A 19,202-nucleotide genomic window follows, 5' to 3' on the forward strand; every position below is an offset into this window, starting at 1 on the left:
ATCACTCCATGCCGAGGGCTTGGAGGTAGAGTTCGAGAATGGCGTCTTCCTCGGAGCGCTCCGCGGCTGGCTTCTTGCGCAGGCTAACGATCTTGCGAAGGATGCCGGGGTCGAAACCGGTGGCCTTGGCCTCGCCATAGACTTCCTTGATGTCGTCGGCGATGGCCTTCTTGTCTTCCTCGAGGCGCTCGATGCGCTCGATGATGGATTTCAGCTGGTCGGGGGCGACGGAAACGATACCGGGCATGGTCGGTTACCTTTGGAGCTTGCGAACGGCATCGTGCAGCCCGTCGAGGGCCGGGATGGCGCGTTCGATGTGAATGAGGGCTTCGAGGGCTTCGCCGCGGTTCAGGCGGGCGGCGGCCTCTTCGAAGTGGAAATACGAGGTGATGGCCCGATCGCTCGGATCATCGCCATCACAGTCGCACTCATAGAGCCAGGATAGATCCTGGCCTGCGACGACCTGGCCGCCTTCCAAGACGGTAAAGACGATGCCGCGCTTGGTGAGTTCGTCATAGATGGGCTTCGGGTCCCTAAGCGCAGAGAAGAAGCGCTCGATTTCCTCGGGCGAGGGCGCGGGGCCTTTGAATGTCATGGCCGGTTCATCCTCGCCTTGAGGGAAGGGGCAGCGGCGAGGGCGGCCGGGAGGTGGCGCTCGATCTCGTCGCTGGTGAAGGTGGCGCGGCGCAGGGTGCTGCGCAGGCGCTCCATGTCGTCGCTGCCTTTGAGCACGACATAGAGCGCGATCTCATAGGCCGTCTGGTGCATCGGCCTGGGCTCAGGCCGCGCGGGAGCGCTCGCTGGGAAAGAGCGGGCTGGTACGGCTGATGGGGGCGGAGGTGACTTCCTCGATCACGGCGGCGCCGTGTTCCTCGACCTGCTCGGGGGTCCAGCCCTTCGACCAGAAATAGCGCTCGCTGATGCCTTCGAAATCGCCGCGCAGTTCTTCAAAGGCGCGGGCATCCTCGGCCATCCGGTCGCGGATGGCGATGCCGTCGGTCATGTGGTGGCGGGCGCGGGGCCAGATATAGCCGTCATGGGTGGCGCGCTTGGCGTCGAGGGTGCGGGAGGCAGGGCGCACGGCGGCGCCGGTAGCAACTGCAGGCATTGGGGTTCTCCATCGCATGGGAGGGCGGTATCGCCGGTTGCGATGGAGTTTAAATACCGCGATAAACTTACCGCGTCAACAAGGAATGAGATAAAAATACCTTACATGGGTTTTCGCTTAGATGCGACGTCAAGCGGTAGCTCATCCATACCCCTGGTTTCGGCAGCGCGAATGTTCCTTTGCCTGGTTGCATTGGCACGTTCCCGCTGTGCGATGCGGCGAAGCTGTCCCGATCTAACCGTCAGGTAGATTTCTCCAATCCAATGCAGGCGCACATTCTCGATCGTTCGGGCGTTCCAGCTTTCAAGATTGAAATGGCCGGGGAGTTGCCCGCGCATGAGGCGCTTGAGATACCGCCGCTCGTCGCCAGTGCGTACCGCAACCTCCTCGCCTAGAAAGTTGTCGGCGGCTCTTTGCTGCTGCGCATAGACAAGAATGACGTCGCCCTCATCGTATCGCGGGAGCATGGAATCTCCCTTGATTTCAAAGCCAATAAGGCCGGGAGGGACCGCAAACGGGAGATCGACGGTGTAGAGGCCTTCAGGAGGGACTTGCTCGAAATCTGGCAAGATTTCTGCGCCGGCGCCAATATACCCCATCATGGGAACGCCAATCGTCGTCGCTTCCTCTTGGTCGAGTTCCTCTGGGCCTTCCCCGTGTTGAAGCCATGGCACGGTGGTCTTTAGCACCGCTGCTATCTGGCCGATGGTATCGCTTCGCGGATTGGTCGACTTGTGCGTAAGGATATTGCGGATAAACGCATCGCTAAGCCCCGCCTCAAGGGAGGCGGCCCTGGCAGTTTTGCCAAGTCGGTCAAGGCGATGTCGAATGCGGTCAGCGAGCGTATCTAGCATGATGCGGTATTGTAACCGCATTTCCTGCGGATGCTCATCGGTAAGTTTACCGTTGACGGTGCGGTAAACATATCGCATATTCGCGTCCATGACGCTGATCCAATCCATACTGTGTGTTTCGGACGCCTATGCAAGCGCTCGCGGGCTGAGTGGTTCGCGAGTGGCAACGCTTGTGTTCGGAGATGGCAAGATCATCGATCGACTGCGCGCAGGCAGCGATCTCACAACCGGCCGCTATGAGCGCGCGATGTTGTGGTTCGCGGATAATTGGCCTGAGGGCGTTCCTTGGCCCGACAGCGTCTCCCGACCTTTCTCCCCGACCCCTGTCGTTGACACACAGGGCCGGGCTGCCGCCGAGGCGTCCGCCTCCGCCTCGGCGGCTCTTTCCGTTTCCGAGAGGGCCGCCTGATGCCGGCTCTCCTCGATCCTCGCCATGGCGGCATCGAACATGCGGAAGAAATTCCGTTCGATCCGCGTCTGTTTCGCCTTCGCCATGTCCGGGCGCCTCCGTTGATCTGACGCCTCAGCTTTTCTCATCAGCCACCTGTTTTCGCACCGAAAAAACACAGGAGTGTTTTTCGTGACCACTATCGCTTTGCCTGATGGCCTGATGGCCATGATCAAGGCCGCCACCCGGGCCCTCGTATTGGCCTGCGGCGGGGCGGCCACGGTGAAGAGCCTTACCGGCGCCTCCGATGGCCAGATCAGCCGCTGGCAGGGCGACGCCTATCCCGACGTGATCCCGGCCTGGGCTGTCGGCGTGCTGGAATTCAACTGCCAACAGCCGGCCTTCACGCGGATGATGGCGGGCTTGACCGGCCACCGGCTCACGCCGATCGCCGAGGAGGGCGGCGACGAGCCGGGATCACGCGACTTCGTCGGCGATCTCGTCAGCGTGGCCGGCGCCGCCAGCAAGGTCACGGCCGGCATGAGCGACGCGCTTGCCGACGGCAAGGTGACGCCCGGGGAGGCGAAGGGCGGCCTTGCCAATATCGCCACGCTGGAACGCGAGCTGACCGTCGCCAAGCGCCGCCTCTCCGTGGTGGCAGGCGGTGCGGCATGAGGGAAGGCGATCAGATCTTCCTCATCGTGCTGCCCTTCGCGCTGCCGATCGCCTTCACCCTGGCCTGCGCCGTCGTCTGGGCCGCAGAGGGCGCTGTCAATCGCGCCCTGCGCAAGCGGAGGCGGTCATGATCGCAACGCTGCTTTTCCTGCTCTGGCTCGTCGCCTGCGGTTTTCTCGTGTTCACCGCCCTGATACTGGCGCTGATCATCGCCGCGCCCCTCGCCGCCATTCTCTACGGCTGCTGGGAAGCCTGGCGGGGGCGCCAATGAACGACCTCGCAGGCTATCACCGCTTCCTCGAGGCCAAGCGCGTCCGCGATCCGGCGACCGGCATCGCCGACCCGGCCGAGCTTCCCGCCGTGATGTTCGCCTTCCAGCGGGACATCACGCGCTGGCTGCTTCGCCGCGGCCGAGCCGCGCTGTTCGCCGGCACGGGCCTCGGCAAGAGCCTGATGGAACTGGCCTGGGCCGATGCCGTGCACCGGTTCACCGGACGGGATGTGCTCCATCTCGCGCCCCTGGCCGTCACGGCCCAGATGGTGCGCGAGGGCCGGAAATTCGGGCTTGGCGGTCGCCATGTCCGCTCGCAGGCGGAGGTCACGGCCGGGACGTCGATCACCAACTACCAGAAGATCGAGCATTTCGACTTCTCGCATTTCGGCGGGGTGATCCTCGACGAAAGCTCGATCCTCAAATCGACCGACGGGCATTTCCGCAACCGGCTGATCGCGGCCTGCGCGCAGATCCCGTTCCGGCTTGCGGCGACGGCGACACCGGCTCCCAACGATTTCATGGAACTCGGCAACCATGCCGAATTCCTGGGGGTGATGTCCTACACCGACATGCTGGCGACCTTCTTCACGCATGACGGCGGCGACACCCAGAAATGGCGCCTGAAGGGCCATGCCGAGGCCGCATTCTGGCAGTGGATGGCCTCCTGGGCCGTGCTGATACGCAAGCCGTCCGACCTCGGCTATGCCGATGACGGTTATCGGCTGCCGCCCCTTGAGCAGATCCAGCACACTGTCGCAGCGGCCTGGGCTCCGTGCATGGAGATGGGGACGCTCTTCCCCATGCAGGCGAACACCCTGCAGGAGCGGCTCGCCGCCCGCCGGGCAACGGTCGCCGATCGCGTTGCCCTGGCGGCTTCGCTGACGCCGCGCGACCGGCCTTTCGTGTGGTGGTGCAACCTCAATGCCGAGAGCGCCGCCCTGACGGCGGCCATTCCCGGCGCGGTCGAAACCAAGGGTTCCGACCTCGACGAGGTGAAGGAGCGCAAGCTTCTCGACTTCAGCGAGGGCCGGATCCGGGTGCTGGTGACGAAGCCTGGCGTCGCCGGTTTCGGCATGAACTGGCAGCACTGCGCCGATACCGGCTTCGTGGGGCTGAATGACAGCTACGAGCAGATCTACCAGGCCGTGCGCCGCTTCTGGCGCTTCGGGCAGGACAAGCCCGTGACGGCGCATTTCATCGCGGCGGAGACCGAAGGGGCCGTCGTCGCCAATTTCCGCCGCAAGGAGGCCGATGCCGAGCGCATGGCCGCCGCCATGGTCCGCCACATGGCCGACCTTTCCTCCACCGAAATCAGGGGAACGACCCGTGCCGTGCCGGCCTACAATCCGGCGACGCCCGTTGCGCTCCCTTCCTGGCTGGGAGCAGCAGCATGAAACAGGCCGCATCCATTTGCGCCGTCGAGCAGGTCGTTACATCCGACTATGCGATTTACCAGGGCGACTCGTGCGAGCTGATCCGGGCGATCCCGGCCGACAGCGTGCATTTCGGCGTGCATTCGCCGCCCTTCGAGGGGCTCTACAAGTTCTCGAATTTCGACCGCGACCTTTCCAACAGCGAGGGTGCGACGTTCTGGGAGCACTATGCCTTCCTGATCCAGCAGCTCTATCGGGTGACGATGCCAGGCCGGCTGCATTCGGTGCATTGCATGCAGCTGCCGATGTCGAAGATCCGGCACGGCGCCATCGGCATGCGGGATTTCCGGGGCGAGATCATCCGGGCCTATGAGGATGCCGGCTGGATCTTCCATTCCGAGGTCTGCATCTGGAAAGATCCCGTCATCGCCCAGCAGCGCACGAAGTCGATCCGCCTGCTGCACAAGCAGGTGGTGAAGGACAGCGCGATCAGCGGGCAGGGGCTAGCCGACTACATCGTCTCCTTCCGCAAGCCCGGCGACAATCCGGAGCCGATCTCGGGCGGGTTCGAGACCTTCAGCGGCACGGATCTCGATATCTCGCGCGAGGCCTATGACCGGCATTCGGCAGAGTTGCGGGCCGATGGCGGCCAGCCCTGGCCGTTCGAGCAATGGGTATCGGTTCGGGTGTGGCAGCGCTACGCCTCGCCGGTCTGGATGGATATCGACCAGACCAACACCCTGCAGTACCGCACGGCCCGCGACGAGAAGGACGAACAGCATATCTCGCCGCTGCAGCTCGACGTGATCGAGCGCTGCATCGATCTGTGGTCGAACCCCGGCGACGTGGTGCTGACGCCGTTCCTCGGCATCGGCAGCGAAGTCTACAGCGCGGTGAAGATGGGCCGCCGCGGCATCGGTTTCGAGCTGAAGCCCAGCTATTTCCGTCAGGCCGTGAAGAACATCGCCGAGGCTGTCGTCAGGGCGCCGGCCGACATGTTCGAGAGGGTCGCGTGATGGCGGTCTCTCTCAGCAAGACGCAGCGCTATGCGCTCAAGGGCCTCGCCGATCGCACCGGCTCGGGCGCCTTCACGAAGACCGGCACCGTGCTCGCAGCCGGCGAGATCGTCGGCACCTATTACGGCGATCAGCTCGTCGAGGCGATCGGCAGCGCGACCTGGGCGCGCCTGATGACGCTCGGCATGGTCGAGCCCGCCGGGCCGAACCGGATCCGGATCACGGATCTGGGCCGGGCGCAGATCGTGAAGACGGGGAGGGCGGCCTGATGCTGGTCGATCTCCTCTCCGGCCTCGGCACGGCCGCGCCCCTGGAATTCGACGCCGACGAGCTGATCGTCGACCTGTTCGCGGGCGGCGGCGGCGCGTCGCTCGGCATCGAGATGGCGCTCGGCCGCTCGCCCGACATCGCCGTCAACCATGATGCCGATGCCATCCGCATGCATGCGGTGAACCATCCGCGCACGCTGCATCTGCAGCGCAATGTCTGGCAGGTCGACCCGCTCGACCATGTCGGGCATCGCCGCGTCGGCCTGCTCTGGGCCTCGCCCGACTGCAAGCACCATTCCAAGGCCAAGGGGGGCAAGCCGCTCAAGCGCAATATCCGGGATCTCGCCTGGGTGGTGGTGCATTGGGCCAAGCGCGCCCGGCCGCGCGTGATCATGCTCGAAAACGTCGAGGAATTCCGCGACTGGGGGCCGCTTACGGCCGAAGGCCGGCCGTGCCCGGATCGCAAGGGGCAGACCTTCGCGCGCTGGACCGGCGAGCTTCGCCGGCTCGGCTACAAGGTCGAGCATCGCGAATTGCGAGCCTGCGACTACGGCACGCCGACGACGCGGAAACGCCTGTTCCTGATCGCCAGGCGTGACGGCCGCAAGATCGTTTGGCCGCAGCCGACGCATGGCGACCCGGAAAGCCTGCCGGTGAAGGCCGGCAAGCTCCTGCCGTGGCGAACGGCGGCTGAGATCATCGACTGGTGGCGGCCGTGTCCATCGATCTTCCTGACGAAGGAGGAAGCCAGGAAGCTCGGCTGCAAGCGGCCCCTGGCCGATGACACGATGGCGCGGATCGGCAAGGGGACATGGCGCTATGCCATCAATGACGAAAATGCCTACGTCGTCGAAATGGCAGACGGGTTCGTCACCCCGATCGTCTCCTATGCCCAGCAGGGCGGCGGCAATCGCAGTGCCACCAGGCCGATGCATACCATCTGCGCCTCGACCAAAGACCAGAACGCCATGCTCGCTGTGCACCTGCAGCGCCAGTTCGGGGCTTCGGTCGGTTCCCCGGCCTCGGCGCCTGTCGGGACGATCATGGCGGGTGGTGGCGGCAAGACGGCGTTGGTTGCCGCCTTCCTCAACCAGCACAACACCGGCATGGTCGGCCACGATGTGCGGACGCCACTTTCCACGATCGTGGGGAAGGGATGCACGCAGGCGCTCACCGCTGCTCATCTGATCTCGCTCCATGGCAGCGACCGGCGCGGCCAGAGTCTGGACAAGCCGACGCCGACCATCTGTGCCGGCGGCGGGCACCTGGCCGAGGTGCGGGCCTTCCTGATCAAGTACTATCGAACGGCGATCGGGCAGCCCGTCAACATTCCCCTGCACACGGCAACGGCCGAGGATCGCTTCGGCCTCGTGATGGTTGCCGGCGAGGCCTACGAGATCGCCGATATCGGCATGCGCATGTTCTCGGGACGGGAGCTGTTCCGGGCTCAAGGTTTCCCCGACAGCTATCAGATCGAGGCCGATGCCGACGGCCGGCCCTTCACTGCAAAAATCGTTGTCCGCTGTTGCGGCAATTCCGTCTGCCCGCCCGTCGCGGCGGCGCTTGTCTCGGCCAATTGCGCCGATCTTCGCATTGTACAGGAGGCGGCGGAATAATGACTGCGCTCGCCATTGATCCATCCGAGATCAAGATCACCGATCATCGCGCCATCCGCGCTCGCTTGATGGCGGGCCGTAAGGCGGTTGTCGAGCTTCATGCGGACCGCCCGTCTGCCGTTGTGTCGAAGCTGGCTCGACCGATGTCGCTGCGCGCGCCGGAGCGGCTCCTGCTGATCGCGGGCTTGCAATCGCTCACACCGGCCGCGCTTGAGGCCGGTCCTGATGCGGTCTCGCAGTATAGGGAGGTCCCGGTACGGCAACCCGGCGCCGCGCCGGCCCGCATTCTTATCGCGGATATCCTGCGTGCGGTCGCCATGCGCTGGGGCGTGCGCCAGGCCGACATTCTCGGGAGGCGCCGTCTCACGAAGGTGGTCGAGCCGCGCGCCGTCGTCATGGCTCTGGCACATCATCTGACCATGCAATCGCTGCCAGAGATCGGCCGGAGGCTCGACGGGCGCGACCACACCACGGTTCTTCATCATGTGGGAAAGCTCGCGCCGATGATCGATGCGATCGAGGCAGCAATCGGAGACGGAGCGCCCTTGGAGTGCTGGGTCGACGCGGCCTATGAGGCCTGCCTCATGGCTAGGAAGGGTGCGGCCTGATGGGTATCGAGCATGTCACTTGGGCGCTCCGCAGGGTGCGCGGCATCGATACGGCCGCCAAGATGGTGCTGATCAGCCTGTCGAACTTCGCCGATGCGGCCGGCCTGTGCTGGCCGTCCGTCTCGACGATCTGCGCCGATACCGGCCTGTCCGAGGCCACGGTGAAGCGTCGCCTTGCCGATCTCGTCAAGCTCGGCGCCATGACGAAGCATGAGCGGGCGGGCGAGGGCAGGCGCCAGAAGTCCAACATCTATGCGCTGGATATCGCCTGGATGGGCCCGCCGGAGCCGGAGATGACCATCTCTGGCACAACGTGCTCGATCATCATCGTGGATGAGATCGGCGCTTCCGAAAGCGAGGAGGACATTGCTGATGGGGTTCACAGTGAACCCCATCAGGGGGCTCAGGCTGAGCCTGATGGGGCTCTGTGTGAACCCCATAGGGGGCTCACCGTGAGCCCCCCGTTATCACTGAACCGTCAATTTGATCCATCAGGGAAGGAAGAAGAAGAAGCGCGCGCACTCGAAACGATTTTCCAAAAGATTGTGAAGATCGCGAACCCTGGCCCGACCGAGAGCCTGCAGCGGGGTCGCCTGGCGCTTGGGGCCTTGTCTGCCGATGAGATCGAGCAGGCGGTGAAGCATGCGCCAGCCTTCTTCGCGGCGATCGATGCCGAACGGCGCAAGCGGCCGAGCATCGCGACCTACCTGACGGAGCGGCGTTGGGAGGCTGTTGCCCGGCAGGCGACGATGAAGCCGACGGAGCGGACAGGCGGGAAGTTCTTCGTCCGCAAAGAGACCGATGCCTGGCTCGCCTGGTGCCGGTTCGAAGGGAAAGACCCGGAGCGGCGCTTCTCGGTCTTCTCGGCGCTGCACAAGGCCCACGGCGCCTATTTCGACAGCCTTTTCCCGCCGAAGCAGCGCGGCAACACCGAGGATGCGGCATGAGCGGGCAGGCTGTAACCCACTGGCATGTCGTCTATGTCGCGGTCGGCGGTGGCGGCTTGGCCCCATTGCGGGATGGCGAGGATCATCAGCCCGATGCCAAGCGGCGAACGATGGTGGAGGCAGCGCTGCAGCGGCGAGGCTTCGCGACCTTCCGCCCTCAGTTCAGGCTGGAGCGCATGAAGCGTCGCCGCGTCCTGACACCCAAGGGCCGTGTTACCGAAGAGGTTAAGGTCGGCAGTTGGCGCGATCTCTTCCCGCGGTATCTCTTCGTCGGCATGAGCGGGAAGCTGTCGTGTTGGGATATCAGGCAGGTCGAGGATGTTGACGCGATCCTCTATAGCGACGGCGCACCGGCCGTGTTCCTGCCCGAGCAGATCGAGGATCTGATGATGGCCGTTGACGCTGGTCTGTTCGATCAACTGATCGGCAGGGAAACGGTGTTCAACGCCGGCCAGCATGTCCAGATCATCGGGACCTTGCCGGGGAAGATTGTGGAAAAACAGAGCGTGAAGGAGGGCGACAAGGTCACTGTGGCGATCGAGCTGTTCGGACGCGAGTATTTCGAGCGAGTGCCTCTTGACAAACTCAAGGCCGCAAGCTAGCCCTCGATACAGGACGAGCCCTCTACCGCTGTGCGTATGCCGCGTGTTATGGCCCCAGGTGACGGGATAGCCGCTTCACCCCGATGGATGTTTATGGCCCGGAGCGCAAGCTGCCGGGCTTTTTCATGTCATAGGGCATGGCTACTTCTGCCGGCTTGGTCGACCGACGATCACGTTCAATAGCAAAAGTACGATGCCGAGCCCAACGGCGCACGAAACGGTGGTTTCTATCACGTGCCGCAGGATGTGATCTTTGAGTTGGTCCCATTGCGAAACCAAGTCCCATACGTTCGTTCCGATCGTAACGATCGCTGAGTAGATCACGATATCCTTGGTGCTTGGACGTAACATTTGCGCCACCGATGCAACGAAGAGCGCCGCACAATAGCATGAGTTCGCCGAGTTTGCTCGGGCTCCAGAAGGAAGGCCATGGCCAAGCTTACAGCTCTGAAGCCCTCGCTTCGCTCGCCGCCTCCGCTGCTCTCCACGCCGCCCAAGCTCGCCGACAGGTTCTACCTGACGAAGGAGTGGCGCGACCTCGTAGCCTCGATCAAGCGGGAGCGTGGCCCATACTGCGAGGCCGTGCTGCCCAGCGGCCAGGTCTGCCGCTCCGGTAATCGGATCATCGGTGACCACATCCACGAGCGTCGCGATGGCGGCGCCGATCTCGACCGCAACAACGTGCGGCTTCTCTGCTTCGCCTGCCACCAGGCCAAGACGGCAGCCGCACGCAAGGCCAGGGCAAGAGGACAGGTCTGATACTCGTCAGCGGTTAGGGCGACCGGCTCTCAGGTCTTTAACAATTTCGGCCAAGTCGCTTTGACGTATCTTCTTGAGCTGAGCGAGCAGGTCTGAGTTTGATGGTGTGTTGGAAGCGGCAAGGTACTTGGCTTCCTGCTTGGCACAAGAGGAAATGGCTTCGGCCGCGATCTTCTCGTTGGTTCCCTTGGCATGTATTCGGGATGCCGCTGCCATCCGCGTGCAATTGTTCCACTCCATGTAGGCTGCGATCTCTTCTGGACTAGCGGATTTATGCGATAACCCGCATGCCGAGAGGGGTGAGGCGACAGCTATCACAATCCAGAAGTTCGACGTTTGCATGTTGGCTCCCCAGCCGGCCTCAATCTTCAATTCATAAAAGGCGCCTGGTCGACCGGTCAATCGGATCGATCGGGGTCGACCCCTGACGCAACGGCAGGGGGGTATCGAAAGTCTGGAAGGCCGCCAAGCCCCGTACCGCCGTCCCTCTCATTTGGAGATTTTTTTCTCGTGGCAGAGAATTTCGATCTGCTTGGCGACCCCATTCCTGACAACTGGGGCAAGCGGGGCCGCCCGCAGCATATCGCCACGCAGAAAAACCGTAGCAAAGTCATGATGTTACTGGCTATGGGCTGGAGCAATGAGCGCATTGCCCAGGCTCTCGGCATCACGGCGCCCACGCTGCGCAAGAATTATTTTCGGGAGCTGAAGGTTCGGGATGATGCCCGCGCCCGCCTCGATGGCACGCTGGCGGATCGCCTCTGGACCAAGGCCATGGGCGGCAGCGTATCGGCCATGAAGGAATTCCGGAAGCTGATGGAGCGCAACGATCTGCTGCTCGGTCAGCATCAGTTCTACCATCCGCAACCGGAGCAGAAGAAGAAGGCTCCCAAGCTCGGGAAGAAGGAGCAGGCTGCGCTCGACGCCGAGACGGCCGGCCAGGATACCGGCTGGGGTGACGATCTCAGGCTGAACTGATGGCATGGCGCACGGCCTGCCCGGACTGGGAAGATCGGATCGTCGCCGGCCTGCCTCTCGTCCCGGATCTTCCTCTCTTCGAAGACCAGGCGGCGAAGGCGCTGCGCATCTTCAAGCGCCTGCGCGTTCCCGACATCATCGGCACGCCGACCTATGGCGAGGCCTGCGGCAAATGGGTCTTTGATTTCGTCCGGGCGCTGTTCGGCTCCTACGACCAGGCCGCGCAGCGGCGGATGATCCGCGAATTCTTCTTGATGATCCCCAAGAAGAACGGGAAATCCAGCATCGCGGCCGCGCTCATGGTGACGGCCGCGATCATGAATCGGAGGCCTGAAGCCGAACTCCTGCTGATCGCGCCGACGAAGAAGATCGCCGAAATCGCCTTCAAGCAGGCCTCCGGGATCATCCGGCTCGATCCGGAGCTGTCGAAGATCTTCCACCCTCAAACCCATCAGCGCACGATCACGCATCGGATCTCGCTGGCGGTGATCGCGATCAAGGCCGCCGATGCCGACGTCATCACGGGTTCGAAGGCGACCTACATCCTGATCGACGAAACGCATGTGTTCGCCAAGAAGTCGAAGGCGGCCGACATCTTCGTCGAGATCCGTGGTTCCTTGGCGGCGCGTCCTGACGGCTTCATGCTGCAGATCACGACGCAGTCGAAGGACCCGCCTTCTGGCGTGTTCAAGGATGAGCTGTCGATCGCCCGACAGGTCAGGGCCGGTGAACTCGATCTCCCGTTGCTGCCGGTGCTCTATGAGCTGCCGGTGGGGCTCACCAAGGATGGCGGCTGGCAGGACCCGAAAACCTGGGGGATGGTCAATCCGAATCTCAACCGGTCGGTTGATGAGGCCTTCCTCCGCGACGAACTGACCAAGGCCAAGACTGGAGGGGCCGAAAAGCTCGCTCTGCTGGCCTCGCAGCATTTCAACGTGGAGATCGGCATCGGCCAGCACGGCGATCGTTGGCGTGGTGTCGATTACTGGCTTGGCGCTGCGATCGAGGGCCTGACACTCGACGAGCTACTCGCCCGCAGCGAGGTAGTGGTCGCGGGCATCGACGGCGGAGGCCTCGACGATCTCCTCGGCCTTGCTGTCATCGGCCGCGATCGTGAAACGCGCGACTGGCTGCTGTGGAACCACGCCTGGGGACATAGCGAGGTCTATGATCTGCGCGAGGAAATCGTTCCCAAGCTGCGGGATCTCGAAAAAGAGGGAACCTTCACGCTCTGTGAGCATGCCACGCAGGATATCCTCGAGGTCGCTGACGTCATCGAGCGCCTGCATCAGTCGGGGCTCCTACCGGAAGCGAACGGCGTCGGCTTCGATCCGTTCGGCGTCGCGGCGATGGTCGACGCGTTGGCTGCGCGCGGCGTTCATACAGCCGAGCATGGCGGCCCGGTTGTTGCCGTCAGCCAGGGCTTCAGGCTTTCGTCTGCCGTGTGGGGCATGGAGCGAAAGCTGAAGGACGGCACGCTTTGGCATTGCGGGCAGGATCTCATGACCTGGTGCGTGGCGAACGCGAAGGTCGAGCAGAAGGGTAATGCTGTCCTCATAACCAAAGAGACGGCAGGCAAGGCCAAGATCGACCCGCTGATCGCCACGTTCAACGCATTTACGCTGATGGCCCGCAATCCGGAAGCCTCCAGCGGGAACATCGACAGTTTCATCGCGAGCTTGGGGTGACACCGTGAAGCTACTCAACTGGCTGCGCCGCAAGGATGATATTGTCGAGCGGCCGCGGCTGACGCAGCCAGAAACTTGGGATCTGCCTTCCTCCTATTCGGGCGAACGGGTTGGCACGGCATCGGCGCTCGGCCTGTCGGCAGTTTGGGCCTGCGTCAACTTACTTGCAGGTTCGATCGGGTCTCTTCCTCTCAACGTCTATCGGACGGATGCGGCCGGTAACCGGATAGTTGCGAAGGACCATCCTCTCTATCGTGTTCTGCACGACGCGCCGAATACCTATCAAACGGCGCTCGATTTTTGGGAGTTCATGAGCGCGAGTGTCGAACTGCGCGGGAATGCCTATGCCAGGATCATGCGATCGGCTGGCGCCGTCAGCTCTCTCATGCCGATGCAACCGGATGCCGTCTCGGTTCGTAGAGCCTCCGCTGGCAAGCTCGAATATAGCTGGTCGCTTGACGGAAAGAGCGGCGTTTCGGCTGGTGCCGATATCCTGCACATTCGCGGCTTCGGAGGCTCGCCGCAAGGCGGCTTATCGACCCTGACCTATGCACGCCAGTCCCTCGGTCTGGCATTGGCAATCGATCGGGCGGCATCCTCTACATTCAAGAACGGCCTGCGCCCCTCCGGCGTGCTGAAATTTGCGAAGTTCCTGACAGATCCGCAGCGCACGGTCGTCGAGGAAAAGCTCGCAGAAAAATTTGCCGGTGCCATCAACGCAGGCCGGCCGTTCGTGCTGGAAGGCGGCTCGGAATGGCAGTCTCTCGCTATCGATCCCGAAGATGCGCAGATGCTGCAGTCTCGCGGTTTCGGCGTCGAGGATATCTGCCGCTGGTTCGGCGTGCCGCCCTTCATGGTCGGACATACGGAGAAATCGACCAGTTGGGGAACGGGGCTTGAGCAGCAGGTGCTTGGCTTCGTCAAATTCACATTGCGGCGCCGGCTTCGCCGGATCGAGGCGGCCTTGATGCAGCAACTTCTGTCGCCGGATGATCGCGCGGCTGGGGTCAGCATCGAATTCAACATCGAGGGCCTTCTCCGGGGTGACAGCTCTGGTCGGGCGCGCTTCTACCAGCAAATGACCGCGATCGGCGCCATGACCATCAACGAGGTGCGCGCCCTCGAAAATCTTCCCGCTGTCGAAGGTGGCGACGTCCCGCGCATGCAGATGCAGAACGTTCCGATTGCGGAAATCGACCGGGAAGCACTGCGCCAGGCTTTAAGAGAAGAAGGGGCCGCCCAATGAAGACCAAAGATTTCGCGCTGAAGGTCAAGGATCTTGGCGAGGATGGTACCTTCGAGGGGTACGGCTCGATTTTCGGCAACGTCGACAGCTATGGCGAGAAGGTGCTGCCGGGCGCGTTCGTCGAGAGCCTGGCGCGCCATAAGCGCGAGGGGTCGAGCGTCCTGATGCTTTGGCAGCACAATCCCGATCAGCCGATTGGTGTTTGGGAGGATCTTGCCGAGGATGCCAAGGGCCTTTGGGGCAAGGGGCGGCTGATCCTTGACGTGCAGAAGGCCCGCGAGGTCCATGCTCTCATGAAAGCCAAGGCGATCGGCGGCCTCTCGATCGGATACCGCGAACAGGACACCGATCAGGAGGGCAATGTGCGCCTCCTCAAGAAACTCGATCTCTACGAGATCTCGCCCGTGTCGTTTCCGGCCAATCGCCGGGCGCGCATCGAGAGCATCAAATCGGAACGCATGGACGAATTCGCCCGCCGTCTGCGGGATGGAGATCCCATGCCGGTGAAGGATTTCGAGGACATCCTGCGCGAGGCAGGCGTCCCGAAGAGCATGGCCGTACAGATCGCCTCTGTCGGCTATGCCAAGGCCATTCGGAGAGAGTCCGAGGGCGAGAAGGCGAACGATGCGGCCGCGTTCCTTCGGGCTCTGCGCGGCTAATCTCCCTTATCAGAGGACAATCTCATGTATAGGAATATTCTCACGCTGCTTGCGGTGGCGATGTCGGCTGCTGCCTGCATCTTCGTGTCGACCGGTGCATATGCATCCGTTGGCGCCGTCCAGCCTGCCCACTGGGCTGGCCTTCTGCCCATGGTCGCTATCGGTGCCGGCAGCATTGCGCGCCTGGCATCCGGGTACGGCCCGCGCATCTTTTTCGAGGCGCCCGATCTCAGCGGGAAGTCGGTCGCCGAACTCGCTGCCGAGATCAAGACCGAGCACAAGCAAGCGATCGATGCCGTGAAGGCGATTGCCGAGGAGGCCATCGGCAAGGCCAAGACGGGCGAAACGCTGGCGAACTCCCTCAAGGAGAAGGCCGACGAGGCGCTCATCAAGATGAACGGCTTGACCGAGCGTGTCGCTCAGATGGAGCAGAAGCTCGATGCGGCCGATCTCGGCGGGAGCGATGCCGAGAAGTCCATCGGCGAGCAGTTCGTCGAGAGCGATGGTTTCAAGGCGTTTCAGGAGAGCGGCTTCTCCAAGCAGGCCCGCGGCGCCGACATGAGGATCAAGGCGACCCTCACCTCGGCGATCAGCAATGCTGCGGGCTCCGTCGGCGCCGCGATCGAGCCGACCCGGCTTCCGGGAATCCTCGCGCTGCCGCAGCGCCGCCTGACCGTGCGCGATCTGATCTCTCCCGGCCGCATGGACGGCAACACGCTGGAGTATGTGAAGGAGACCGGCTTCACCAACAGCGCGGCGCCGGTCGCTGAAGGCGCGACCAAGCCGGAATCGGACATCAAGTTCGCGTTGAGCACCACCAGCGCCAAGGTGATCGCGCACTGGATGAAGGCGTCGAAGCAGGTGCTCGACGACATCAGCCAGATCCGCTCGATCATCGATCAGCGCCTGTTCTATGGCCTTGGCTTCGTCGAGGAAAACCAGCTCCTCAATGGCGATGGCACTGGCCAGAACTTGAACGGCATCATTCCGCAGGCGACGGCATTCGCCGTGCCGGGCGGGGCCACGATGCCCGCCACGCCGACCAGCATCGATATCCTGCGTATCGCCATGCTGCAGGCAGTGCTGGCCGAATATCCCGCGACCGGCCATGTCCTGAACCCCATCGACTGGACGAGCATCGAGCTCACGAAGGACGGCGAGGGGCGCTACATCATCGGCAATCCGCAGGGGACGCTCTCCCCGACGCTGTGGGGCCTGCCCGTGGTGACGACCCAGGCGATGACCGTCGGCAAGTTCCTGACCGGCGCATTCAAGCTCGGTGCCCAGCTCTTCGATCGCTGGGATGCTCGCGTGGAGACCGGCTACGTCAATGACGACTTCATCAAGAACTTGGTGACGATCCTCGCCGAGGAGCGTCTGGCTCTGGCTGTGTACCGGCCGGAGTCCTTCGTGTTCGGCAACGTCGCTCCGCCTGCTGGTCCCTGATCGGGTCGGCTGATCAAGGCGGGCGGCTGAAGCCGCCCGCTCTATGAGCCGAAGGAGGAAGCCATGAAGTTCACAGTCAAGCGTCAACACCAGGGCGACAAGTTCTACATGCCAGGAGATGAGCGCGAGGCCGACCCGGCCGATGTTGCGCATCTGCTCCGCAGCGGCGTCCTGTCCAAGGCCAAGCCCGCGCCGAAAAACAAGGCCGAGGCGCCGCTCGCCAACAAAGGCCAGAAGGCCGGAGCCTGATCATGCGGCTTTCCGTCGTGACGCCGGCAGTGGAGCCGGGCATCACGGTTGACGACGCGAAGAAGCATCTTCGCGTCGAGCACACCGAGGATGACGCCTATATCGCGGGGCTGATCGAGGCGGCTTTCGTCTGGATCGATGCGCCCGACGGCTGGCTCGGCCGGGCCGTGCGCGAACAGGGTTTTGAAGCTCGCTTCGCCGGCTTCTGCCAGCGTCTCGGCGGCTATCGGGTGCCATGGCTGTCCCTGCCATTGCGTCCGGTCTCGGCCGTCACGGCGGTGCTCTATCTCGACGACAGCGGCAACGAACAGGCGCTCGCGCCGGCCGATTACCGTTTCGCCGATACCGAGCTGCGCCCGGCCCCTGGAAAGTCATGGCCGGTCACGCTCGATGGCCCGGAAACCGTGCGCGTCCGCTTCACGGCGGGTTATTCGGAGATCCCGGCGCCGATCCGGCAGGCCGTGCTGCTGCTCGTTGGGCAATGGTATGTCGCGCGTGAGGCTGTCGGAAAGAACGACCAGACCGAGCTGCCGTTCGCCGTCTCGAATCTCCTCTCGCCCTATCGCGTCTGGACGGTCTGATGCTCGGCGCCGGCAAGAGAAATCACCGCATCCGTTTCGAGCGCCAGGCGGCGCATGACGATGGGTACGGCAATGTCACGCAGGGCTGGGATGATCCTCTCGACCTCGGCTCGCGCTGGTGCGGGCTGTTGCTGCCGCCGCGGTTCGGGGCGGAGCCGGTCGAGGCTGGGCGGCCGCAGGCCAGCCAGCGGGCCGTCATCACCGTGCTGCGCGACAGCGTCACGACAGCGGTCACGGAGGCCGATCGCGCCGTGTTCGTCGCCGGCCCCTACAAGGGCCAGGTCGCGCAGATCCGCGCGGCACGGCCGCGCACCGACAATGCCGAGATCGAGTTTGATCTCGAAATGGGAGTGGCGATCTGATGCCTCGCGTCGTCTTCATCGCCGATTTCGACTATCGGCCGAACCCGCGCGCCTGCGTCGCCTACAAGGCCGGCCACTCGCTTCTGATCCCTCACGCCCATGCCGCCGCCGCTCGCGCGGCCGGAGTTCTCGCCGATGGCCATGCAAAACCGCGACAGGTTGCTGAAGAAGCTGCAGGCGATCCAGGGCAAGCCCCGGGCCGCGATGCGAAAGGCGCTGCAGCAAAGCGCAGAGGAGATCGTCGCGCTGCAGAAACGCCTGGCGCCGAAGCGGACGGGAGCCCTCGCCAATAGCATCGGTTACAGCTTCGGGGGCCATACGCCCGACAATGCCAATGTGCGCGGCGTCGGCAGCGGGCAGGGCGGCGATCCCGATCTCACCGTCGTAGTCCATGCCGGCGACAAGGATGCGTATTACGCGGCATTCGTCGAGTTCGGCACTTCGCCGCATGAAGCGGGCGGGATGTTCGAGGGAGCGCAAAACCCGGGCACGCCGGCGCAACCCTTCTTCTATCCCGCCTACCGCGCCCTGCGGAAGCGGGCGAAATCCCGCGTCTCGCGCGCCGCGTCCAAGGCCATAAAGGAGGGGGCGAATGGCTGATCCTTCCCTCGCCTTGCAGGGCGTTGTCTACAACCGCCTCAAGGTCGATTGCCCCTCGGTCGCCAACCGGGTCTATGACCGGCCACCACAGGACGTCGCCTTCCCCTATATTGGCCTGGGCGAAGTCCAGATAGTCGACGACAGCGCCGATTGCATCGACGGTGTCGAGGCCTTCATTACCCTGCATGTCTGGTCGCGGGCTGTTGGCCAGGTCGAGGCGAAGCGGATCGCCAGCGAGGTTCATTCCAGCCTCCACGGCGCCGAGCTCGATCTAGGGCCGGCCTGGTATTTCCACCTGATCGAGCATCGCAGCACCAATTATCTTGCTGATCCCGACGGCGTCACCACGCACGCGGTGATTACCTTCCGCGCGCTGATCGGCGCGCGCTGATCCTATCCACTTCGCAACGCCGGCCGAGCCGGCTTTTCAAAGGAGGCCATGATGGCTCGTCCCCAAACGTACTCCTATGGCAAGGGCCGCCTCATGATTGGCGATGGCGCGACGCCGGAGGTATTTGTCGCGCCCTGCGGGTTCACGCAGGCGAGCTTGACCATCGACAAGTCGACCAATTCGACGGCCGTGCCGGATTGCAATGACCCCGATGCGGCCATCTGGGATGAGACCGGGGTCACGACGATGTCGTGGTCGATGCAGTTTCAGGGTGTGCTGGCGAAGGAAAGCTTGGAGCTTTATGAGAAAGTCACCTTCTCTTCGGCACCCGTCAACATCCGCTTCGAAATCGTCGGCGCTGGCACGGGGGCGGGCACCCCCGACAAGCGGTACGCCGGCAGTGCGCATGTGAAAATGCAGTTCCAGGCGCAGAGGGGCGAGCTCTTCCAGGTCACCATCGACCTGCAAGGGAACGGTGAATTGGTGCCGAGCAGCATCCAGATTGCCCCCTGA

General features: G+C 63.5%; 29 protein-coding genes. 22 read left to right on the plus strand and 7 right to left on the minus strand.

Annotated features, from left to right (window positions below):
* Position 1: 1 nt before the first annotated feature.
* From ACTJKX_RS02870 to ACTJKX_RS02895, 6 genes are all read right to left on the minus strand, one after another.
* The gene (locus ACTJKX_RS02870; protein WP_440724296.1) at positions 2-247 is read right to left on the minus strand and encodes a DUF2312 domain-containing protein; all 246 of its coding nucleotides are present in this window, start codon (positions 245-247) and stop codon (positions 2-4) included.
* Between the two features lie 6 nt (positions 248-253).
* Positions 254-595: a hypothetical protein gene (locus tag ACTJKX_RS02875; RefSeq protein WP_440724297.1), complete on the minus strand. Its 342-nt coding sequence runs from the start codon at positions 593-595 to the stop codon at positions 254-256.
* Entirely contained in the window at positions 592-768 is a 177-nt protein-coding gene (locus ACTJKX_RS02880; RefSeq protein WP_187829685.1) for a hypothetical protein, read from the minus strand. The genes ACTJKX_RS02875 and ACTJKX_RS02880 overlap by 4 nt, the downstream gene beginning before the upstream one ends.
* A gap of 10 nt (positions 769-778) precedes the next feature.
* Positions 779-1,108, minus strand: a complete 330-nt coding sequence (locus ACTJKX_RS02885) for a hypothetical protein (RefSeq protein WP_440724298.1) — start codon at positions 1,106-1,108, stop codon at positions 779-781.
* Positions 1,109-1,209: 101 nt separating this feature from the next.
* Positions 1,210-2,052: a S24 family peptidase gene (locus ACTJKX_RS02890; protein ID WP_440724299.1), complete on the minus strand. Its 843-nt coding sequence runs from the start codon at positions 2,050-2,052 to the stop codon at positions 1,210-1,212.
* Positions 2,053-2,196: 144 nt separating this feature from the next.
* Positions 2,197-2,457: a hypothetical protein gene (locus ACTJKX_RS02895; protein WP_440724300.1), complete on the minus strand. Its 261-nt coding sequence runs from the start codon at positions 2,455-2,457 to the stop codon at positions 2,197-2,199.
* 85 nt (positions 2,458-2,542) lie between these two features.
* Between ACTJKX_RS02895 and ACTJKX_RS02900 the strand changes: the two genes are divergently transcribed.
* The 11 genes from ACTJKX_RS02900 (at position 2,543) to ACTJKX_RS02950 (ending at position 10,489) form a co-directional block, all read left to right on the plus strand.
* Entirely contained in the window at positions 2,543-3,025 is a 483-nt protein-coding gene (locus tag ACTJKX_RS02900) for a hypothetical protein (protein WP_440724301.1), read from the plus strand.
* The gene (locus tag ACTJKX_RS02905; protein ID WP_256366744.1) at positions 3,022-3,156 is read left to right on the plus strand and encodes a hypothetical protein; all 135 of its coding nucleotides are present in this window, start codon (positions 3,022-3,024) and stop codon (positions 3,154-3,156) included. Before ACTJKX_RS02900 ends, ACTJKX_RS02905 begins: the two co-directional genes overlap by 4 nt.
* On the plus strand, positions 3,153-3,296 hold the full coding sequence (locus ACTJKX_RS02910) for a hypothetical protein (protein ID WP_440724302.1): 144 nt from the start codon (positions 3,153-3,155) through the stop codon (positions 3,294-3,296). Before ACTJKX_RS02905 ends, ACTJKX_RS02910 begins: the two co-directional genes overlap by 4 nt.
* On the plus strand, positions 3,293-4,693 hold the full coding sequence (locus tag ACTJKX_RS02915) for a helicase (RefSeq protein WP_440724303.1): 1,401 nt from the start codon (positions 3,293-3,295) through the stop codon (positions 4,691-4,693). Before ACTJKX_RS02910 ends, ACTJKX_RS02915 begins: the two co-directional genes overlap by 4 nt.
* Positions 4,690-5,688, plus strand: a complete 999-nt coding sequence (locus ACTJKX_RS02920) for a DNA-methyltransferase (protein WP_440724304.1) — start codon at positions 4,690-4,692, stop codon at positions 5,686-5,688. Before ACTJKX_RS02915 ends, ACTJKX_RS02920 begins: the two co-directional genes overlap by 4 nt.
* Entirely contained in the window at positions 5,688-5,957 is a 270-nt protein-coding gene (locus tag ACTJKX_RS02925; RefSeq protein ID WP_440724305.1) for a hypothetical protein, read from the plus strand. Before ACTJKX_RS02920 ends, ACTJKX_RS02925 begins: the two co-directional genes overlap by 1 nt.
* Positions 5,957-7,573: a DNA cytosine methyltransferase gene (locus ACTJKX_RS02930; protein WP_440724306.1), complete on the plus strand. Its 1,617-nt coding sequence runs from the start codon at positions 5,957-5,959 to the stop codon at positions 7,571-7,573. Before ACTJKX_RS02925 ends, ACTJKX_RS02930 begins: the two co-directional genes overlap by 1 nt.
* Positions 7,573-8,181 carry a helix-turn-helix domain-containing protein gene (locus ACTJKX_RS02935; protein WP_440724307.1) on the plus strand — a complete coding sequence of 203 codons (609 nt, stop codon included), beginning with the start codon at positions 7,573-7,575 and terminating at the stop codon, positions 8,179-8,181. Before ACTJKX_RS02930 ends, ACTJKX_RS02935 begins: the two co-directional genes overlap by 1 nt.
* Positions 8,181-9,128, plus strand: coding sequence for a helix-turn-helix domain-containing protein (locus ACTJKX_RS02940; RefSeq protein ID WP_440724308.1), 948 nt, complete (start codon positions 8,181-8,183; stop codon positions 9,126-9,128). The genes ACTJKX_RS02935 and ACTJKX_RS02940 overlap by 1 nt, the downstream gene beginning before the upstream one ends.
* Complete coding sequence (nusG, locus tag ACTJKX_RS02945) at positions 9,125-9,730, plus strand: transcription termination/antitermination protein NusG (protein WP_440724309.1); 606 nt, start codon at positions 9,125-9,127, stop codon at positions 9,728-9,730. The genes ACTJKX_RS02940 and nusG overlap by 4 nt, the downstream gene beginning before the upstream one ends.
* A gap of 429 nt (positions 9,731-10,159) precedes the next feature.
* Positions 10,160-10,489, plus strand: a complete 330-nt coding sequence (locus ACTJKX_RS02950; protein ID WP_440724310.1) for an HNH endonuclease — start codon at positions 10,160-10,162, stop codon at positions 10,487-10,489.
* 6 nt (positions 10,490-10,495) lie between these two features.
* Here ACTJKX_RS02950 and ACTJKX_RS02955 read toward each other — a convergent pair whose 3' ends face one another.
* The gene (locus ACTJKX_RS02955) at positions 10,496-10,831 is read right to left on the minus strand and encodes a hypothetical protein (protein ID WP_440724311.1); all 336 of its coding nucleotides are present in this window, start codon (positions 10,829-10,831) and stop codon (positions 10,496-10,498) included.
* Positions 10,832-11,101: 270 nt separating this feature from the next.
* Here ACTJKX_RS02955 and ACTJKX_RS02960 point away from each other — a divergent pair, with 270 nt between their 5' ends.
* From ACTJKX_RS02960 to ACTJKX_RS03010, 11 genes are all read left to right on the plus strand, one after another.
* Positions 11,102-11,467 (plus strand): hypothetical protein, encoded by a 366-nt coding sequence (locus tag ACTJKX_RS02960; protein ID WP_440724312.1) that lies wholly within the window; start codon positions 11,102-11,104, stop codon positions 11,465-11,467.
* Positions 11,467-13,155: a terminase large subunit gene (locus tag ACTJKX_RS02965; protein WP_440724313.1), complete on the plus strand. Its 1,689-nt coding sequence runs from the start codon at positions 11,467-11,469 to the stop codon at positions 13,153-13,155. The genes ACTJKX_RS02960 and ACTJKX_RS02965 overlap by 1 nt, the downstream gene beginning before the upstream one ends.
* Positions 13,156-13,159: 4 nt before the next feature.
* Positions 13,160-14,401 carry a phage portal protein gene (locus ACTJKX_RS02970; protein WP_440724314.1) on the plus strand — a complete coding sequence of 414 codons (1,242 nt, stop codon included), beginning with the start codon at positions 13,160-13,162 and terminating at the stop codon, positions 14,399-14,401.
* On the plus strand, positions 14,398-15,060 hold the full coding sequence (locus ACTJKX_RS02975; RefSeq protein ID WP_440724315.1) for an HK97 family phage prohead protease: 663 nt from the start codon (positions 14,398-14,400) through the stop codon (positions 15,058-15,060). Before ACTJKX_RS02970 ends, ACTJKX_RS02975 begins: the two co-directional genes overlap by 4 nt.
* Positions 15,061-15,084: 24 nt before the next feature.
* The gene (locus ACTJKX_RS02980; protein WP_440724316.1) at positions 15,085-16,506 is read left to right on the plus strand and encodes a phage major capsid protein; all 1,422 of its coding nucleotides are present in this window, start codon (positions 15,085-15,087) and stop codon (positions 16,504-16,506) included.
* A 63-nt stretch (positions 16,507-16,569) separates the two neighbouring features.
* Positions 16,570-16,755: a hypothetical protein gene (locus ACTJKX_RS02985; RefSeq protein ID WP_440724317.1), complete on the plus strand. Its 186-nt coding sequence runs from the start codon at positions 16,570-16,572 to the stop codon at positions 16,753-16,755.
* Between the two features lie 2 nt (positions 16,756-16,757).
* The gene (locus ACTJKX_RS02990) at positions 16,758-17,336 is read left to right on the plus strand and encodes a head-tail connector protein (protein ID WP_440724318.1); all 579 of its coding nucleotides are present in this window, start codon (positions 16,758-16,760) and stop codon (positions 17,334-17,336) included.
* Positions 17,336-17,698 (plus strand): phage head completion protein, encoded by a 363-nt coding sequence (locus ACTJKX_RS02995; protein WP_440724319.1) that lies wholly within the window; start codon positions 17,336-17,338, stop codon positions 17,696-17,698. Before ACTJKX_RS02990 ends, ACTJKX_RS02995 begins: the two co-directional genes overlap by 1 nt.
* A gap of 99 nt (positions 17,699-17,797) precedes the next feature.
* Entirely contained in the window at positions 17,798-18,298 is a 501-nt protein-coding gene (locus tag ACTJKX_RS03000) for an HK97-gp10 family putative phage morphogenesis protein (protein WP_440724320.1), read from the plus strand.
* A complete protein-coding gene (locus ACTJKX_RS03005; RefSeq protein WP_440724321.1) occupies positions 18,291-18,689 on the plus strand; it encodes a DUF3168 domain-containing protein in 399 nt (132 codons plus the stop codon). Before ACTJKX_RS03000 ends, ACTJKX_RS03005 begins: the two co-directional genes overlap by 8 nt.
* A gap of 48 nt (positions 18,690-18,737) precedes the next feature.
* The gene (locus ACTJKX_RS03010) at positions 18,738-19,202 is read left to right on the plus strand and encodes a phage tail tube protein (RefSeq protein WP_440724322.1); all 465 of its coding nucleotides are present in this window, start codon (positions 18,738-18,740) and stop codon (positions 19,200-19,202) included.

The organism is Labrys sp. 22185 (genome assembly GCF_052045555.1).
GTDB lineage: Bacteria > Pseudomonadota > Alphaproteobacteria > Rhizobiales > Labraceae > Labrys > Labrys neptuniae.

Coding starts and splice junctions, on each gene's coding strand:
- ACTJKX_RS02965 (WP_440724313.1), top strand. CDS start 11,467: ATGGCATGGCGCACGGCCTGCCCGGACTGGGAAGATCGGATCGTCGCC.
- ACTJKX_RS02960 (WP_440724312.1), top strand. CDS start 11,102: ATGATGTTACTGGCTATGGGCTGGAGCAATGAGCGCATTGCCCAGGCT.
- ACTJKX_RS02955 (WP_440724311.1), bottom strand. CDS start 10,831: ATGCAAACGTCGAACTTCTGGATTGTGATAGCTGTCGCCTCACCCCTC.
- ACTJKX_RS02980 (WP_440724316.1), top strand. CDS start 15,085: ATGTATAGGAATATTCTCACGCTGCTTGCGGTGGCGATGTCGGCTGCT.
- ACTJKX_RS03010 (WP_440724322.1), top strand. CDS start 18,738: ATGATGGCTCGTCCCCAAACGTACTCCTATGGCAAGGGCCGCCTCATG.
- ACTJKX_RS03005 (WP_440724321.1), top strand. CDS start 18,291: ATGGCTGATCCTTCCCTCGCCTTGCAGGGCGTTGTCTACAACCGCCTC.
- ACTJKX_RS02950 (WP_440724310.1), top strand. CDS start 10,160: ATGGCCAAGCTTACAGCTCTGAAGCCCTCGCTTCGCTCGCCGCCTCCG.
- ACTJKX_RS02895 (WP_440724300.1), bottom strand. CDS start 2,457: ATGGCGAAGGCGAAACAGACGCGGATCGAACGGAATTTCTTCCGCATG.
- ACTJKX_RS02870 (WP_440724296.1), bottom strand. CDS start 247: ATGCCCGGTATCGTTTCCGTCGCCCCCGACCAGCTGAAATCCATCATC.
- ACTJKX_RS02915 (WP_440724303.1), top strand. CDS start 3,293: ATGAACGACCTCGCAGGCTATCACCGCTTCCTCGAGGCCAAGCGCGTC.
- ACTJKX_RS02920 (WP_440724304.1), top strand. CDS start 4,690: ATGAAACAGGCCGCATCCATTTGCGCCGTCGAGCAGGTCGTTACATCC.
- ACTJKX_RS02975 (WP_440724315.1), top strand. CDS start 14,398: ATGAAGACCAAAGATTTCGCGCTGAAGGTCAAGGATCTTGGCGAGGAT.
- ACTJKX_RS03000 (WP_440724320.1), top strand. CDS start 17,798: ATGCCGCCGCCGCTCGCGCGGCCGGAGTTCTCGCCGATGGCCATGCAA.
- ACTJKX_RS02940 (WP_440724308.1), top strand. CDS start 8,181: ATGGGTATCGAGCATGTCACTTGGGCGCTCCGCAGGGTGCGCGGCATC.
- ACTJKX_RS02990 (WP_440724318.1), top strand. CDS start 16,758: ATGCGGCTTTCCGTCGTGACGCCGGCAGTGGAGCCGGGCATCACGGTT.
- ACTJKX_RS02985 (WP_440724317.1), top strand. CDS start 16,570: ATGAAGTTCACAGTCAAGCGTCAACACCAGGGCGACAAGTTCTACATG.
- ACTJKX_RS02905 (WP_256366744.1), top strand. CDS start 3,022: ATGAGGGAAGGCGATCAGATCTTCCTCATCGTGCTGCCCTTCGCGCTG.
- ACTJKX_RS02930 (WP_440724306.1), top strand. CDS start 5,957: ATGCTGGTCGATCTCCTCTCCGGCCTCGGCACGGCCGCGCCCCTGGAA.
- ACTJKX_RS02880 (WP_187829685.1), bottom strand. CDS start 768: ATGCACCAGACGGCCTATGAGATCGCGCTCTATGTCGTGCTCAAAGGC.
- ACTJKX_RS02910 (WP_440724302.1), top strand. CDS start 3,153: ATGATCGCAACGCTGCTTTTCCTGCTCTGGCTCGTCGCCTGCGGTTTT.
- nusG (WP_440724309.1), top strand. CDS start 9,125: ATGAGCGGGCAGGCTGTAACCCACTGGCATGTCGTCTATGTCGCGGTC.
- ACTJKX_RS02885 (WP_440724298.1), bottom strand. CDS start 1,108: ATGCCTGCAGTTGCTACCGGCGCCGCCGTGCGCCCTGCCTCCCGCACC.
- ACTJKX_RS02935 (WP_440724307.1), top strand. CDS start 7,573: ATGACTGCGCTCGCCATTGATCCATCCGAGATCAAGATCACCGATCAT.
- ACTJKX_RS02925 (WP_440724305.1), top strand. CDS start 5,688: ATGGCGGTCTCTCTCAGCAAGACGCAGCGCTATGCGCTCAAGGGCCTC.
- ACTJKX_RS02875 (WP_440724297.1), bottom strand. CDS start 595: ATGACATTCAAAGGCCCCGCGCCCTCGCCCGAGGAAATCGAGCGCTTC.
- ACTJKX_RS02995 (WP_440724319.1), top strand. CDS start 17,336: ATGCTCGGCGCCGGCAAGAGAAATCACCGCATCCGTTTCGAGCGCCAG.
- ACTJKX_RS02890 (WP_440724299.1), bottom strand. CDS start 2,052: ATGGACGCGAATATGCGATATGTTTACCGCACCGTCAACGGTAAACTT.